Origin of the sequence: Pseudomonas thivervalensis (assembly GCF_001269655.1) — a bacterium.
Classification (GTDB): domain Bacteria; phylum Pseudomonadota; class Gammaproteobacteria; order Pseudomonadales; family Pseudomonadaceae; genus Aquipseudomonas; species Aquipseudomonas thivervalensis.
In genome coordinates this window covers 41,877-56,929 of record NZ_LHVE01000008.1, presented here as the reverse complement: position 1 = coordinate 56,929, position 15,053 = coordinate 41,877, and the positions used below count along the sequence as shown (strand labels likewise).

13 protein-coding genes and 1 pseudogene are annotated in these 15,053 nt (G+C 60.0%); 8 read left to right on the top strand and 6 right to left on the bottom strand.

Annotation, left to right across the window (positions count from 1 at the left end; all coding sequences use genetic code 11):
- Window positions 1–25 precede the first annotated feature (25 nt).
- Window positions 26–811, bottom strand: a complete 786-nt coding sequence (locus AD659_RS12030) for a pyrroline-5-carboxylate reductase family protein (RefSeq protein ID WP_053121473.1) — start codon at window positions 809–811, stop codon at window positions 26–28.
- Window positions 801–1,505 (bottom strand): TetR/AcrR family transcriptional regulator, encoded by a 705-nt coding sequence (locus AD659_RS12025; RefSeq protein ID WP_053121471.1) that lies wholly within the window; start codon window positions 1,503–1,505, stop codon window positions 801–803. The genes AD659_RS12030 and AD659_RS12025 overlap by 11 nt, the downstream gene beginning before the upstream one ends.
- Before the next feature lie 454 nt (window positions 1,506–1,959).
- Here AD659_RS12025 and choW point away from each other — a divergent pair, with 454 nt between their 5' ends.
- The 5 genes from choW (at window position 1,960) to AD659_RS12000 (ending at window position 7,494) form a co-directional block, all read left to right on the top strand.
- The gene (gene choW / locus AD659_RS12020) at window positions 1,960–2,808 is read left to right on the top strand and encodes a choline ABC transporter permease subunit (RefSeq protein ID WP_053121469.1); all 849 of its coding nucleotides are present in this window, start codon (window positions 1,960–1,962) and stop codon (window positions 2,806–2,808) included.
- Complete coding sequence (choV, locus tag AD659_RS12015; protein WP_053121467.1) at window positions 2,805–4,028, top strand: choline ABC transporter ATP-binding protein; 1,224 nt, start codon at window positions 2,805–2,807, stop codon at window positions 4,026–4,028. The genes choW and choV overlap by 4 nt, the downstream gene beginning before the upstream one ends.
- A 64-nt stretch (window positions 4,029–4,092) precedes the next feature.
- The gene (locus AD659_RS12010; protein WP_053121465.1) at window positions 4,093–5,349 is read left to right on the top strand and encodes an aromatic ring-hydroxylating oxygenase subunit alpha; all 1,257 of its coding nucleotides are present in this window, start codon (window positions 4,093–4,095) and stop codon (window positions 5,347–5,349) included.
- 9 nt (window positions 5,350–5,358) lie between these two features.
- Entirely contained in the window at window positions 5,359–6,495 is a 1,137-nt protein-coding gene (locus AD659_RS12005) for an FAD-binding oxidoreductase (RefSeq protein ID WP_053121463.1), read from the top strand.
- An 84-nt stretch (window positions 6,496–6,579) separates the two neighbouring features.
- Window positions 6,580–7,494, top strand: a complete 915-nt coding sequence (locus tag AD659_RS12000; protein WP_053121461.1) for a LysR substrate-binding domain-containing protein — start codon at window positions 6,580–6,582, stop codon at window positions 7,492–7,494.
- 13 nt (window positions 7,495–7,507) lie between these two features.
- On the opposite strand, the gene AD659_RS11995 is transcribed toward AD659_RS12000, so the two are convergent.
- On the bottom strand, window positions 7,508–7,948 hold the full coding sequence (locus AD659_RS11995) for a hotdog fold domain-containing protein (protein WP_053121459.1): 441 nt from the start codon (window positions 7,946–7,948) through the stop codon (window positions 7,508–7,510).
- Window positions 7,949–8,111: 163 nt separating this feature from the next.
- Between AD659_RS11995 and AD659_RS11990 the strand changes: the two genes are divergently transcribed.
- The 3 genes from AD659_RS11990 to AD659_RS11980 all read left to right on the top strand — a co-directional run bounded on the left by AD659_RS11990 (window position 8,112) and on the right by AD659_RS11980 (window position 10,722).
- Complete coding sequence (locus AD659_RS11990; RefSeq protein ID WP_053121457.1) at window positions 8,112–8,744, top strand: TetR/AcrR family transcriptional regulator; 633 nt, start codon at window positions 8,112–8,114, stop codon at window positions 8,742–8,744.
- Window positions 8,745–8,912: 168 nt separating this feature from the next.
- Window positions 8,913–9,860, top strand: a complete 948-nt coding sequence (locus AD659_RS11985) for a glycosyltransferase family 2 protein (RefSeq protein WP_167352867.1) — start codon at window positions 8,913–8,915, stop codon at window positions 9,858–9,860.
- A gap of 115 nt (window positions 9,861–9,975) precedes the next feature.
- The gene (locus AD659_RS11980) at window positions 9,976–10,722 is read left to right on the top strand and encodes an NAD-dependent epimerase/dehydratase family protein (RefSeq protein ID WP_197676977.1); all 747 of its coding nucleotides are present in this window, start codon (window positions 9,976–9,978) and stop codon (window positions 10,720–10,722) included.
- A gap of 56 nt (window positions 10,723–10,778) precedes the next feature.
- Here AD659_RS11980 and AD659_RS11975 read toward each other — a convergent pair whose 3' ends face one another.
- From AD659_RS11975 to AD659_RS30195, 3 genes and pseudogenes are all read right to left on the bottom strand, one after another.
- A complete protein-coding gene (locus AD659_RS11975; RefSeq protein WP_053121453.1) occupies window positions 10,779–12,944 on the bottom strand; it encodes a glycosyltransferase in 2,166 nt (721 codons plus the stop codon).
- A complete protein-coding gene (locus tag AD659_RS11970; protein WP_053121451.1) occupies window positions 12,937–13,623 on the bottom strand; it encodes a 2OG-Fe(II) oxygenase in 687 nt (228 codons plus the stop codon). The genes AD659_RS11975 and AD659_RS11970 overlap by 8 nt, the downstream gene beginning before the upstream one ends.
- Window positions 13,617–14,978, bottom strand: a pseudogene (locus AD659_RS30195) (polysaccharide pyruvyl transferase family protein); the annotation flags it as partial. The pseudogene AD659_RS30195 and the gene AD659_RS11970, both read right to left, overlap by 7 nt.
- Window positions 14,979–15,053: the final 75 nt, after the last annotated feature.

Genomic DNA, 15,053 nt, shown 5'->3' with positions numbered 1-15,053 from the left:
GCCGTTTTCGTATCCCGAACCTCTATCAGGCCTGAAGCCCCTTGCGAGCAACCGCAGCACCTGCCTGCAACGCCCTTCCAACCTGCTCGTCGAAATCCCCCTGTCTCATCACCTGCAAGGCGGCGGCCGTGACACCCCGGTAGGCCACCAAGGCGTCGATCATTTGCTGGGCATCGTGGCTCGCCAGCAACTGGCTGCTGTTGACCACGACATTTTTCGCCGCCAACTGTGCGATGTCCCCAGGTATGCCGGCCAGCATCGCCTGATTGGCCAGCGCCGTCATCAACAAGGCCGGAAAGGCCGGGCCGGTGCCCGAGAGCGCAGAGAGGTAATCGATGAAGTCCTCTTCCTGGACCTCGGCAGCAGTGCCTACACATTCAAACAAACGCTGCACGAGACTTTTCGTTGTCGCCTCTACCCCGCCCGAACAATACCAAGGCGTAAAGGACTGCCCGATCTCCACCGCCGCGTTGGGCATCGCCCTTACGACCGCTGAAGCCAAGGTCTTTGCAGTAATTGACTGCGCCGTGATCCCGGCCATCAAGGAGATCAACGTTTTACCCGTCGCATTGATGTGCAAACTGGCGAAATGCTCGGGACGAACCGCGATGATCACCAGGTCGCTGCGATCCACCAGGTCCTGGTTGTCCGTGACCAGGCAAGCACCTTGTTGCGCCAATGGATATTTGCCCGAGCGATTGGAAATGATCAGTTTTCCCGCCGACACCAGTCCCTTCGCCAGGACCGCCTCGGCAATCGCCCCTCCCAACCAGCCGGTGCCGCCAATGATCCCAACGGTGTCATTGATCATCGGCCTGGCCTTCGAACGTGTCTGTCAAAGGAACAAAGACCCCGGGCTCTTTTTCGGCATAGCCGAACTTCCCGTAGAAACGATCCAGTTCACGCTGCTTGGGGACTTTGCCGGTGAAGATGCTCACGTAATGCGGGATGCGCTGGAAGCGCACGGTGATCAGCTCTGTGGTGTTCATGGTGATGTAGCCGATCTGCGTCAGGTAGATCGTTCGGGCCCGTGCGTCGGCCCCCTGACTGTCGTAGCCAAAGCGCTTGAACATGCTCGCCAGGGCGTTCATTCGCTGCTCGTCCACGACCGCCACCTCCTGGGCCACTTCAGCGGACTGAAGCGCCCAGCTGCGCACGGCGAACTCGAATTGCGAGTCGAACAATTGCGGGTTGAGCCAGCACTCGAACACATTCAGGATCGCCTCGGAAATGCTTTCGGCATAACTTTCACTTTGCCGTATCAGCCCCCCCGTATTGGTTTCCCGCCAGCGTGACAACAAGGCGGCGAGCAGCTGTTCGCGGTCCTCGAAGAACCAGTAGAAGCTGGTTCGCGATAACCCCAGGCGCTTGGCCAGCGGCATGACCCGAACCGCATCGATGCCCGACTCCTTCAACGCCTCGTAGGCCGCTTCCAGCCAGCCTTCCGGCGAGCCGCGCCAACCTGCGTCCTGGGCCTTGCCACGTGCCTTCCCTACCTGGGGCATCCTGCTTACCTTCTTTAAATAATGCGTAACGCGAATGTACTTGGATGACTGCCAAATGTACACATGAGTACATTTGATTGACTTTTCACCCTCTCAACCGATGATGAATTAATGAGAAAAACTCATCAAACGTCGACATAAAATGGTTTGTCAGCCTAATGCGCCTGGATAAATATCTCCCACAGGCAACGGACTCCAAACCACAACAACAACGAGCCGCCACTATGAACCCTGCAGTGCACCTTCCAGAAAGACCTTCGACAACCGGCCAAAGAACGCCGGAGCGACCGGCGTTGTCACGCGCTTCTTTTGTCACTTATCCCCTGCCCAAACTTCGATAACTGCTCATGCGACGCCTCGCGCAGTCGCTTTGTGTCGCCTGAAAACCTGGCGCACAACGCTGCGCCAGGGGATTGCTGACGCGCGGTTTCTTTCCATCAGCCGGATCAGTGATATGTGGATGACACAACAGAAGCTTCCACTGGGTGAACACATCGCCCGGTATGTCGAATGGTTGACTCAACATGGCGCAGGTATTTTCGACGCCATCTCGCTTTCACTGTCGGGCGTCATCACCGCGCTTACCAGCGTGCTCCTTTGGTTCAACCCCCTGGCGTTGATCGCCGTGTTCGCCTTGTTCGCCTATTACATCCAACGCAAGGTGAGCCTCACGCTGTTCGTGGCCCTCGCCTTCCTGCTGATATTCAATCTGGGTTATTGGCAGGAAACCCTGGAGACCCTGGCCCAGGTGACCTTCGCCACGCTTGTCTGCGTGGTGATCGGTGTGCCGCTGGGCATCGTCGCGGCACATCGGCCCTGGTTCTATGCAGCCTTGAGGCCGGTACTCGACTTGATGCAGACCGTGCCCACGTTCGTCTACCTCATCCCAACCCTGACGCTCTTCGGCCTGGGGGTCGTTCCGGGGCTGATCTCCACGGTGGTATTCGCCATCGCCGCCCCCATTCGGCTGACCTATCTAGGCATCTGTGACGTACCCGCAGAACTGATGGATGCCGGCAAGGCCTTTGGCTGTTCGCGTCGCCAATTGTTGGCGCGCATCGAGCTGCCCCACGCCATGCCCAGCATCGCCGCCGGCATCACCCAATGCATCATGCTGTCACTGTCCATGGTGGTGATCGCCGCGCTGGTGGGCGCCGATGGCCTGGGCAAACCCGTGGTCAACGCACTGAACACCGCCGATATCTCGATGGGTTTCGAAGCGGGCCTGGCGATCGTGCTGCTGGCGATCACGCTCGACCGCATCTGCAAGCAACGTGAAACCCTGAAAAGAGGTGACGCATGAGCATCATTCGTTTTGAAGACGTCGACGTCATCTTCGCCGCCCGTCCAAAGCCAGCCCTGGATCTGCTCGACCAAGGCTTTTCGCGTCCGGAGATTCTTCAGAAAACCGGTTTGATCGTCGGCGTGGAGAAAGCCAGCCTGGAGATCAACAAAGGTGAGATCTGCGTGCTGATGGGCCTGTCCGGCTCCGGCAAATCCAGCTTGTTGCGTTGCATCAACGGGCTGAACACGGTGAGTCGCGGCAAGCTGTTCGTCGAACACGAAGGCCGGCAAATCGACATCGCGTCTTGCACCCCCGCCGAGCTGAAAATGATGCGCACCCAGCGCATCGCCATGGTGTTCCAGAAGTTCGCCCTGATGCCCTGGCTGACGGTGCGCGAGAACATCAGTTTCGGCCTGGAAATGCAGGGTCGGCCGGAGAAGGAACGCAAGCAGTTGGTGAATGAAAAACTCGAGCTGGTGGGCCTGACCCAGTGGCGCAACAAGAAGCCCGACGAACTGTCTGGCGGTATGCAGCAACGGGTCGGCCTGGCCCGCGCCTTGGCGATGGACGCCGACATCCTGCTGATGGATGAACCGTTCTCCGCCCTCGACCCACTGATTCGCCAAGGCTTGCAGGACGAGCTGCTCGACCTGCAGCGCAAACTGCAGAAAACCATCGTGTTCGTCAGCCACGACCTCGACGAAGCCCTGAAGCTGGGCACACGCATCGCCATCATGAAAGACGGCAAGATCATCCAGTACAGCAAGCCCGAAGAGATCGTGCTGAACCCGGCCGACGACTATGTGCGCAACTTCGTCGCCCACACCAATCCGTTGAATGTGCTGTGCGCGAAAAGCTTGATGACCCCGCTGGGCCAGTGTGTTTTCGCCCGCGACGAATATTGCCTGGATACGCTTCAAAACCTGTGGATGGTGGTCAGCGCGCAGCGTCATTTGACCCACGTTCGGAAAGGCGCCACAGCCGCACCTGTCCAACCGTGGAATCCGACCAGGCCAATCGAGACCTTGGCTCGACAGCCCACGTGCGTGCCGCCAGCGACCAACATGCGCGACGCCTTGCGGATTCGTTACGAAACGGGCCATCCCCTCATCGTGCAGGACGAGGCCGGAACCGTCCTGGGCATATTGGGCGACGGCGAACTGTATCGGGCCCTGCTGGGACACAACCTGACGCAGCCCGTGCCATCTGACCCCATAAAAGAATTTTCGCTGGCGTGATGCGCCAGCCAACGGCTTCGCACCCACCGCCACCACCCCGTTTGAGTTTGAGCGAGATCGGAAAATGACCCTTAATACCGTGAAAACCCATCGTGAACTTCTGACCGATCGCACGCCCGGCCATGGCATGCCGGGTGGTTTGTTTGGTCGCCAGGATATTTTTGAAACCGACGTCGATATCTTTTTCACCAAGCACTGGATTCTGGTGGGGGTCACCAGCGATGTCCCCGAACCGGGTGATGTTTCCACCCTCGACATCGGCAAATCCTCCATCCTCCTGGTGCGCGATGACGACGAGCATGTGCAAGCATTCCGTAACGTCTGCCGCCACCGTGGCGCGCGCTTGAAACAGGCCGGCAAGTCGACGGTGGGCATGCTGGTCTGCCCCTACCATCAGTGGACCTACGACCTGGATGGCAGCCTGAAGCATGCCGCGCACATGGGCCAGGCCTTCGACCCCAAGTGCAAAAGCCTGATTCCCGTGCACACTCGGGTTGTCGGCACCCACGTCTTCGTCTGCCTGGGCGACGAACCGCCAGAAGACATCCTGTACCTTGACCAGGCCATGACACCGCGCTTCGCTCAATATGACATCGCCCATTCAAAGATCGCCTTCGAATCGGAAATCATCGAGAACGGCAATTGGAAACTGGTGATCGAGAATAACCGCGAGTGTTATCACTGCGCCGCCACCCATCCGGAATTGACCGCGTCTTTCCTGCCGGAAGATTTCGGTTTCTGCACCGATGGGCTGGGGGAGGACTCACTCCAGGCGCTGGCGGAGTATCACCGCCGCAATGCCGAGACCAAGGCCAACTGGGAGCGCGAAGGCTATCTCTGCGATGCCATCGAACACCTGGGTGAAGACGCCGTGACCCAGTTTCGCTCGCAGCGACTGGCCATCGCCGGCAACGGCGAATCCCAGACCCTCGACACCCGCGTGGCGTGCACCCGGCTGTTTGGCGACCTCACCCGCCGCGACCTGGGCGACGTGCATCTCTGGACGCACAACTCGTGGACCCATGTCATGAGCGACCATGCCGTGGTCTCCTACATCATCCCTCTGGCGCCCGATAAGACTCTGGTGCGCACCAAATGGCTGGTTCATGCCGATGCCGTCGAAGGCGTCGACTACCACGTCGACAAGCTGACCGAAGTCTGGGTCGCGACCAACCTGCAGGACGCCAGTCTCGTCGGCATCACCCACAGCGGCACCCAGGATCCGGCCTACAGGCCCGGGCCGTTCTCGGCCTTTACCGAAACCTATGTCGACCAGTTCTCGCGCTGGTACGCGGCGCGCCTGGCCGCCCACGGCGTGTGAGGAATGAACATGACGACTTATGAAAACCTGACGCGCCCTGGAAACGCCAGCGCGGTCCAGCGTTTTACCGACCCGACCACCTGGGGCACGTTCGGCGCGCAATGGCACAGCGGTGAACAGAAAACCCTGCAATGTTGTGCCGTGCACCAGGAAACCCATGACGTCAGGACTTTCATTTTTCGCTGTGCGGACTTCAGCGCGCTGAGCTTCGAGCCCGGTCAATTCATCACCATCTCACCGGTCATTGGCGGGCAAACCATTGCCCGCTGCTACACCCTGTCGTCCTCCCCGACGCGGCCCTTTGCGTTCTCCATAACGGTCAAGCGCGTGCCCGGGGGCGTGGTGTCGAACTGGCTGCATGACAACCTCAAGCCCGGCGATAGCCTGAAGGCGTCCGGCCCGGCCGGCAGCTTTACGCCGGTCGGCCATCCTGCGACGAAACTGTTGTACCTGTCGGCCGGCTCCGGCGTAACACCGCTGATGTCGATGACCCGCGCCGCCTGCGACATGGCCGGCAATCTCGACATCGTGTTCGTGCACAGCGCCCGTACGCCCACCGACATCATTTTCCACGCCCAATTGACACGCATGCAGGCCGCCATGCCGGGGCTGCGGTTCATCAGCATTTGCGAAGGGCTTGGCGACACCCCTCAATGGCAGCAGCCGATAGGCCGGCTCGACTTGTCGTTGCTGAGCCAGCACGTACCGGACTACCAGGACCGGGAAATCTTTACCTGCGGTCCCCAGGGGTACATGGAAGCGGTCAAGTCGCTGCTCAGGGACGCGGCGTTCGATTTCGCCCACTACCATCAGGAAAGCTTCGACATTGCCGCGCTGAATGAGGAGCCGTTGATCGAACAGGCCGCGTCGCTCGACCAGCAAGCCCTGTTCACGGTGACCCTGTCGCGCTCAGGCAAGAGCTTCAGCATGTCGGCCGACCAGACCGTGCTGTCTGCCGCGAAGAAAGCCGGCGCGATCGTGCCCTCCTCCTGCAGCCAAGGCGTTTGCGGCACCTGCAAGACCACCCTGCTGCAGGGTACGGTGGACATGAATCACAACGGCGGCATCAGGCAACGGGAAATCGACAAGGGCCTGCGTTTGCTCTGCTGCAGCAAGCCCACCTCCGACCTGGTCCTTGATCTTTAGCTTTGCCTCGCTTAATCAGGTAGTCACTGCACACCGGCTTCTGCACAATCTCCGTGCGCTTTAACCAACAAGGCAGTGACCCAGATGAAACCGCAACCCTTGCCGCCACTCAACAGCCTGGTGGCGTTCGAGGCCGCCGCCCGCCACCTGAGCTTCACGGTGGCGGCACGGGAACTGAACGTCACCCAGGGCGCCATCAGCCGCCAGGTACGCTTGCTCGAAGACTATCTGGGCACAGCGCTGTTCACCCGCACGACCCGGGAAATCAACCTCACCGCCACCGGCAGCCAGTATTACGAGAGCGTGCGCGACACGCTGCTGCAAATCGCCCAGGCCACCGCGGGAATACGCCATTGGCAAGGCGCGCAGCAAATCACCGTCGTCACCAGCACGGCAATGGCGTCGCTGTGGCTGCTGCCGCTGGTGTCGGAGTTCCAGCGCCAGAACGAGGAGATTGACCTGCGTATCATCGCGACGGATCAAGTCAGTGATTTTTCCCGGCTGGACTGTGACCTGGCGCTGTATTACTGCAGCACGCCGCCAAAAAACATGAAAGTCACGCCGCTGTTCAACGAAGAGATTTTCCCGGTGTGCAGCCCTGCCTATCTGGCGCAACACCCTGGAATAGATACGTTGGAGCAATTGGGTGGATGCACCTGGTTGTGGCTGGAAGACCAGCACCGGGACTGGATCGGCTGGAAAGAATGGTTCCGACGCCTAGGCTACCCGCCGCCAGAACCTCGGCGGCGCATCAACATCAACAGCTATGCCATGCTGATCCAATCGGCCCTGGCTGGCCAAGGAATCGCCCTGGCCTGGTCGGGTCTGCTCAGCAATCACTTGCAAACCGGCAACCTGGTGCGGCCGACGCAAGCCATCCTGCGTACCGACGCGCAGTTCTGCCTGCTGGAACCCCAAGGCCGGGCCCCGAACAGACAAAGCGTCAACCGCTTCCGCCAGTGGCTGATGGCCCATCTGGCAGAAACGGTCGACGCTTGATGGACCCGGCAACCTAGCCGATTTTCACATTCATGGTGATGCGCGCCGTGAAGACCTTCACCCCGGCCTCGTCGAAGATCTCGACCGGAACAATCTTGTCGCCCGAAGTCTGCCAGTCGATGTCGCTACCGTCGGCAATGGCGTGGATGGACGTCTTGGCCTTGGCCAAATATTCGACGGTCATGCCTTTGGGAATCCAGCGGGCACCGCTGGGGATGGACACCTCGGTCATCATGCCGCCGGCCAGTTCTGCCGCGTTGCACAGCGCGATCGCGTGAACGGACGCCAGGTGATTGGTGATTTCCTTGCGAAACGGCACCTTCACTTCACCGCGACCGGGAGCCAACACCGAAATTTCCGGGTTGATGGTGCCGAAGTATGGGGCCATCTGGCAGGCCATATTGCTGAAGGCGGACGGACCGACGCTTTGGTACATGCTGAGAGTCTGGCTCATGGGGTATCTCTGATCAGGTGGGCTGGAGTCATGAACGGAGCATGACTGATTTACAGAATATTACTCTGTTACAGAACAATATTCTGTAACTATCCACCCTGTCAATCACTCGTGCCGAGCCTTCGTTTCAATTACCATGGCCCCTTTTTGCCTGGGCCGAAAAATGGAACCTGTCGATCTCCTCGAGCGCTGCTACCCAGGGCGTCGTGCCGAGTCCAAGCGGCACATCCTTCGATGTGCCCTGACGTTGTTCAATCAACAGGGCATAGAAGCGACCACCATCGATATCATCCGTGCCGAAAGCCAGATGAGCGTGGGCGCCATCTATCACCATTTCGAGAACAAGGAAGGTTTGGTCGCGGCGTTGTACATGACCGCCCTGGATGACCAGGCGCGGCTCAGGGACAGCTACCTCGGCGCTGTCACGTCGACCCGGGACTGGGTGCATGCCCTGGTGTTCAGCTACGTGGATTGGGTGGTCAGCCAACCCGATTGGGCGCGGTTCCAGTACCAGGCGCGCTTTGCGGTCGCGCGCAGCAGCTTCAACGAGCGGCTCGCCGAGGCGAATCTCGCCAGGAACGCCGAACTCAAGAAATGGTTCAGCGACCCCGCCCACCGGCAGGATTTGCAGGACCTGCCTTTCGAGCTGATCCCGTCACTGATCATCGGCTCGGCGGAAAGCTACTGCCGCGCCTGGCTCTCTGGCCGCGTCAAACGCAGCCCTGAAGGCTACCGGCAGCAGTTGGCCGAGGCCGCCTGGCGCGCCGTTGGCAGGCCACCCAGCGCCTCGTCTTGATGTTCTGATCCACCCGAACAGATTCACTCGATAGCGGCCAGCCTCCGTCATGCACCATCGTCATGGGTGATGACCGGAACTGGTAGAAGGCTGCGGACCTGCTATCGTGGATAAAGACCTGAGTAGTTGCGACCCCATACGTATCCAGGTTCCGTGCATGGAGAGATGATGTTGGAAGCAGTGGAACTGCTCGCCATAGATGAATGGGCCAAGCCCTCGCCACACGGCGAGTGTGATGTGATCATCGTCAATTACAACGCCGGTGAACTGTTACTGGAGTGTGTCGAGTCGGCGTTTGTCGCCGGCGCTTCCAGAGTGATTGTGGTGGATAACGACTCCCACGATGACAGCCTGACGCGGCTGGAGCGAATCCACCCTGCCGGCGGCTCGCTTCAGATCGTACGCAATGCCGCCAACCTCGGCTTCGCCGTGGCGTGCAACCAAGGTGCTCGCCTGTCAGCGGCTCCCAACTTGTTTTTCTTGAACCCGGACAGCAAGCTGGCCGCTAATGCCATCGACCGCTTGTTGCTGGCGTTGCGCAGCGCGCCGGAAATCGGCATGGTCGGCGGGTTCCTGTGCAATCCGGACGGCAGCGAGCAAGCCGGTGGACGCCGGGTGTTCCCGACACCCAGGCGCGCCTTCATGCGGGCCTTCGGGCTTTCGCGGCTCTCGGCGCTTTTCCCGTCGGTGTTGTCGGATTTTTTATTGCACAAGGAGCCACTCCCCAACGTGCCCATTGCCGTTGAAGCCATCTCCGGGGCTTGCATGCTGGTCAAGCGCGAAGCGATCGAGAGCGTTGGGTTGTGGGACGAAGACTATTTCCTTCATTGCGAAGACCTGGACTGGTGCATGCGCTTCCATCAGGCCGGCTGGCGCGTGCTGTTCGTGCCGGACGCCCGGGTGATGCATGTGTTCGGTGCCTGCAGTCGTGATCGCCCCTATTTCGTCGAATGGCATAAACACCTGGGATTCCTGCGTTTCTATCGCAAGTTTTTCCGTCGCAAATACCCTGCCGCCCTGTGGATCAGCGTAGTGATCGGGGTCTGGTTTCGATTCGGCCTGGTGGTCCTTCGCCACGCGATTACCCGGCTCAAACAGGCATGGAGTCCATGGTAAGAGCGCTCAATTGCGAATAGGAATATTGGGCGCTTCGAGCTTCCTGGGCGAGCGCACCTTGCCATTGCTGGCTCACGCCGGTCACTCGACGAGCGCCTTCACTCGAAGCCCGCCCATGACCTCCTGCCCCGCCGTGTCGTGGCGACAGGCTGATGACTGGCGTGGGCTGACGCTGGACACCTTCCTGTCATTGGCTCCCCTCTGGGTGTTGCCCGACTATCTGGAGCGCCTCGCCAGCACCGACATCAAACGCGTTGTCGTCCTGTCTTCCACCAGCCGCTTTGCCAAACAAGCTTCGCCTGACGCGCGGGAAAGGGACGTGGCGCAACGCTTGATACGCGCAGAAGAGCAGCTTGCGCAGTGGGCGAACGAACGGCAAATCGAATGGGTGATCCTGCGACCGACCCTGATCTATGGCTTTGGCCGCGACAAGAACATTTCGGAGATCGCACGTTTCATTCAACGCTTCGGGTTTTTCCCGCTTATTGGCGGCGCGACAGGATTGCGCCAACCCGTGCATGGCGATGATGTGGTCCAGGCCTGTCTGTCGGCGCTGAGCATGCCTGGCTTGCCCAGTGGCGGCTATGAACTGTCAGGGGGGGAGGTTTTGCCTTATCACACGATGGTGAGCCGGATATTCCAGGCCATGGGACGCCCGGAGCGAACACTGCCCCTTCCCGCCAGGGCACTCAGCCTGGGCGTTTCGATCCTGCGCTGTTTGCCGCGGTACCGGCATCTTTCAAGCGCACTGGTGGGGCGGATGAATCAGGATCTGGTGTTCGATCATTCGGATGCCAGTGATCGGCTTGGTTTCGCTCCCAAGGGGTTTCATCTGAGTAGCGATGACTTGCCTGCGCGCTGAGGCGCCTGGCGGTGGGTCAGTTGCATGGATGTTGAATCGACCGGCCCCATCGCGAGCTAGCCCTTCTCCCCCGTCTCCACACCCGCCTCGTTGCGATGGACGTGGGCTTGCCAAGCGCCCCATTTGCTTTCGAAGTACGCCTGGTTCTTGTCCCAGAGGGCCTGGTACTCGCCACTGGCGATCAGTTTCCTGAACGAGGCCTGCCCGTAGTGATGGATAAACGCATCTTCGGCGCAGACCGTCCGGTAGCCGGCCGCCTGCACGCGACGGCTATAGTCGTCGTCTTCGAACATCCCGATCCCGAAAGCTTCATCCAGATACCCCACCTCTTCGAGAATGCCTCGGCGAAAAGCGACACAGAACATCGCGAGCATCGAGATATCGAACGAGCGTCCCTTGTGGGCTTCGGTGTAGTGGTCCGCGAACGCTTGCATCTGTTGAATATCAGTGTAGGAAACTTCAATTTTCGCTTCGTTTCCTACCGTATTCGTGACCGGTCCGACCAGGCCGATACTCGGATCCCTCAGACGCATGATCAGCGGATCCAGCCAGCCACCCGGCACGACCGTGTCGTTATTAAGCAACAACAGGATTTCACCGTCGGCTTCGCGTAAACCCTGGTTATTGGCCGCGGCGAAACCCCGGTTGTCCGGGTTGAGGATGACCTTTGCCATCGGCACCTCCTGGCGCAGGCGCTCCAGATAATCCCGCGTCCCATCCTCCGAACCATTGTCGACGACAATGAGCTGGTAATGGGGCCAGGTGGTATTGCGCAGGATGCTGTTTACACATTGGACCGTCAGATTGAGGTTGTTGTACGTCACAAGCACGATGGAGACTTTTTCGTACAGCCCGGCAATAGCCTGTTGCATGCTGTTGAATCGATCCTTCCAATCATTGGCCCGGGCGAGTTCCACCCGTCGCTTGTACAAGGCCAGGTCGCGCTCGGCCAAGGCACGTTCGATCTGCTCGATGAACTCATCGACCCCGGTTGCAAAGTACAGCAGGTCTTTATAGAGGCCCATTTCCGCCAGTGGCGTGGAAACGACCGGCTTGCCTGCGCTGACGTACTCGTAGAACTTCACCGGATCGACCGCATGAGTCACGTTGTAGAGCCTGAAGGGAATCAGGCAGGCATCGAAGTGATCCAGGTACAGCGGCATTTGCGAATACGGCTTGTGACCCAACAACTGCACATTGGGCTTGTGCTCAAGACCCGCCAGGTCGTCGACAAAAATATCCCCCACCAGGATGAAGTTCCAATCCGGTCGCCGATCCGCCAACGCCGCCAGCAAGGGATAATCAAGCCACTCCGCCAGGGCGCCGTAGTAACCAATGACAGGCCCGGTAAGTCCGCTCAACACATCATTGGTAAAACAATGCTGCCGGAAAAAAGCGAAATCCACCGCGTTCCGGACCAACACGCAACGTGGGGTGTAGGCGCACCATTTCTGGTAAAGCAACGCGGCGGAAACGGTCAGCAGGTCGGCCTGGGCAATCAGGGTCTTTTCCTCGCTCAGCAGCGGTTCGCCGATGTTCGGGAAACCATCCCAGTCATCCATGCAGTCATAGTGAATGCGCCAGCCATGCAGGGCGCGCAAGCTGAGTGCCACGGGGCTCCAGTAAGCGATATGCACCACCGAGAGGGCGGTTCTGATCTGCATGTCGGCGACCAATGCCGCCAGGGCGCGCAGCAGCGCCTGATGATTCTCAGGCGTCACGGTTTTTTCGTAATACGCCTCTTGGGCCCCGCGCTGCAGGGCGACTTCAAAGATATTGGGCGCCACTGACGTCAATCGATACAGCTCCCCCTGTTCTGGCACGCTGGAGGGGACGATGTAGAAAACCCGATAACCGTTGCTCGCAAACTGACTCATCAATTGCTGCGGTCGCTGGAAACGTGCGGCCCACTCGATGTTGGCGAAGCAGAGAATATCCAATCGCCCTTTCGTAGTGAAATCAGGTTCCGCCTCAACGTTCGGCAACGGCTCCGGGGCTGCCGGGTAGACAAGCGCCGCGGCCGGCTCGGGCAATTCCTCGGCGGCGGCAAAACCATGACGCATCACTCGGAAAAGCGAGCGCAGCGGCCGGGTAAAGCGCCACGACCGGGTGTTTTGCAGGAAGTCGACTTTTGCCAGGGCGATATCGCGCTCATTGATGGCCGCGTCTCTTTGGGCCAACGCGGCGTCGCGGTCGATCAAGGTGCGGTCGAGCTCAAGCACGTGGATACCCGTGCAGCGGAGTGCTGTCGCCCGGCGGCCACATGGAACTGAGGGAGCCCGGCCGGTAGAACGTGGCAGTCAGGCTGCGGCGGGAAGAATGGCATCCGCTCACCACAGGTGTGACGGCATGCCAGGAATGATCCGAGCGCACCAGGATCGCCGAGTTGCCCACCAGCGGCTCGATCTCGGCCGCCACGGCGGTGGGATCGTTGCGGTGCAGGATGTTCAGGCACCCACCGTCGTTACGGTCCCAGGACTCATTGAAATACAGGATATGGGTGACCAGTTTATCCGGCAGGTCCGGATGGGGCCCCAGGCTCGCACCGGGACCGTAATGAAAAACGTTGACTTCCATCGGAACGGTACGCAGATCAATCCCGGTCAGCTCTGACATTGCCTCTCGATAGCCAGCCGACCCAAGGTCCTGCGCGAGCTTCAGCCACACCTCGCTCAGTTCTTCAGGGAACGCAATGGTGTTGGTGCCCATGCCCACCAGGGCGCGGGCCTCATAATCATAATTCTTCTCACCACCATAACCGCTCACCGTCTTGAAGTGATCATGGGGAAAGGACGCCGCCAACGCGGCGGCATCCTCGACCGAATACAGGCCGCCAATTTCCGCCCATGAGAACGGATGAGTCTTTAGCGCCGCTGGCGTGAGACGAGTGAGATCTAGCATTGTCTGTTCTTGTTCGCTGTCAGGTTTCGGATACCACGGGCGATGGAACGCAGTGGCGCGGTCACTCGGAATGAGTTGGAGTTCTGCAACTCTCGCATCCTGGCATCACTGAGGGCCAGTTGCTGGCTGAGCTGGACAATTCGTTGTTGCTGGGTGAGCTCCTGTGCCGCCACGTTTTGTGCCGGTGAGATGATGTCCGGCTCCGGCACGACGGGGCTTGCTGGCGATTCAGCCGGTACTGGCTCACGCCCCTCGGCGGCGGCTTCGAGCAGAGTGGGCAGGTGCTGTAGAAAAGCCCCCAATACCGGCTGGGATGAGGTTTTACCCTGGCGAATGATCGCCGCGACCCGATCCCAATGCTCGACCAGTCGATCCGCCGCCGCAAGCGCCGCCGGGGATGGGCGGGTCTTGCCCACACGGGCGATGAACCATTGCGGGTCGACCGTCGCCACGTCCGGCAGCGCGTGAAGCGAGTCGAACCCAGCCAACGCCGTGTATTTGCCCGTGGCCAGGTCCGCCGAGCAAAACACCGGGACGCCAAACGCCAAGGCAGTGATCGCCAGGTGGTAGCTATGGCCGATCACCGCTTGGGCCTGGCTGAGCAGTTCCGCCATGAGCAACGGTTCCGGCCAGAACGACAAGGTAACGGCCCCGGGCAGGCGCCCGGCAATGACCGATGGATCGTCCCCCAGGACGGGACCGATCGGCACCACCAGGAACTGGTAGTCCTGGAACGCCTCGGCGTGGTCTTCGAACAGTTTTACAAAGGATTCCACCACGTGAATGGCGTGGATCACGATGTAGGGCCCGGTCAGTCCGGCGTGCTCGCGCAGGCGAATGAACTCGGCCGAGGGTCGCCGTTCATCGATCAGGCGGGGCAAGCCAAACGCGGTATCGGGCAGCACTTCGATCTCGGCCTGCCGGGTGAGCGCAGCGAGGGTGTCGCGTGTCAATGCGTCACGAACGCTCACGTACGGGCTTTGTTCAAGGGCCATTGTCAATAACGGCCTGGCCCAGTCGGGAATATTGTTGCAATGCATCCCGGGGGCATTCCACATCACCGGAATCCCGTGCTGCAACGCGATCAGCGCAGGCGTCAGCCAATAACCGGTTGGATGATGGATATCGGCGCTTGCCGGACCATAGCCGTGGGCAACGACTTTATCGAATCGGATCAGGAAACCGCCGCCGATCAAGACGCCATCCAGGCCCGCCGCTACACGAGGCAGTTCCGTCAGCGACGTCACCCCGTAGGGCCATTCAGGTCGGCTTTTGCCATGATAGGAAAACCGATGCAGCTCGACTGACCCCAAGCGTCGGGCCAGCTCCGCCTCGGCAATGATCGGGAACAGCAGGTCGCCGTAGTTTTCGACGTCAAAGGTGCCGAATATGGCGACCTGCCACGTGCGCTCGTCCAGGTGTTCCGTCAA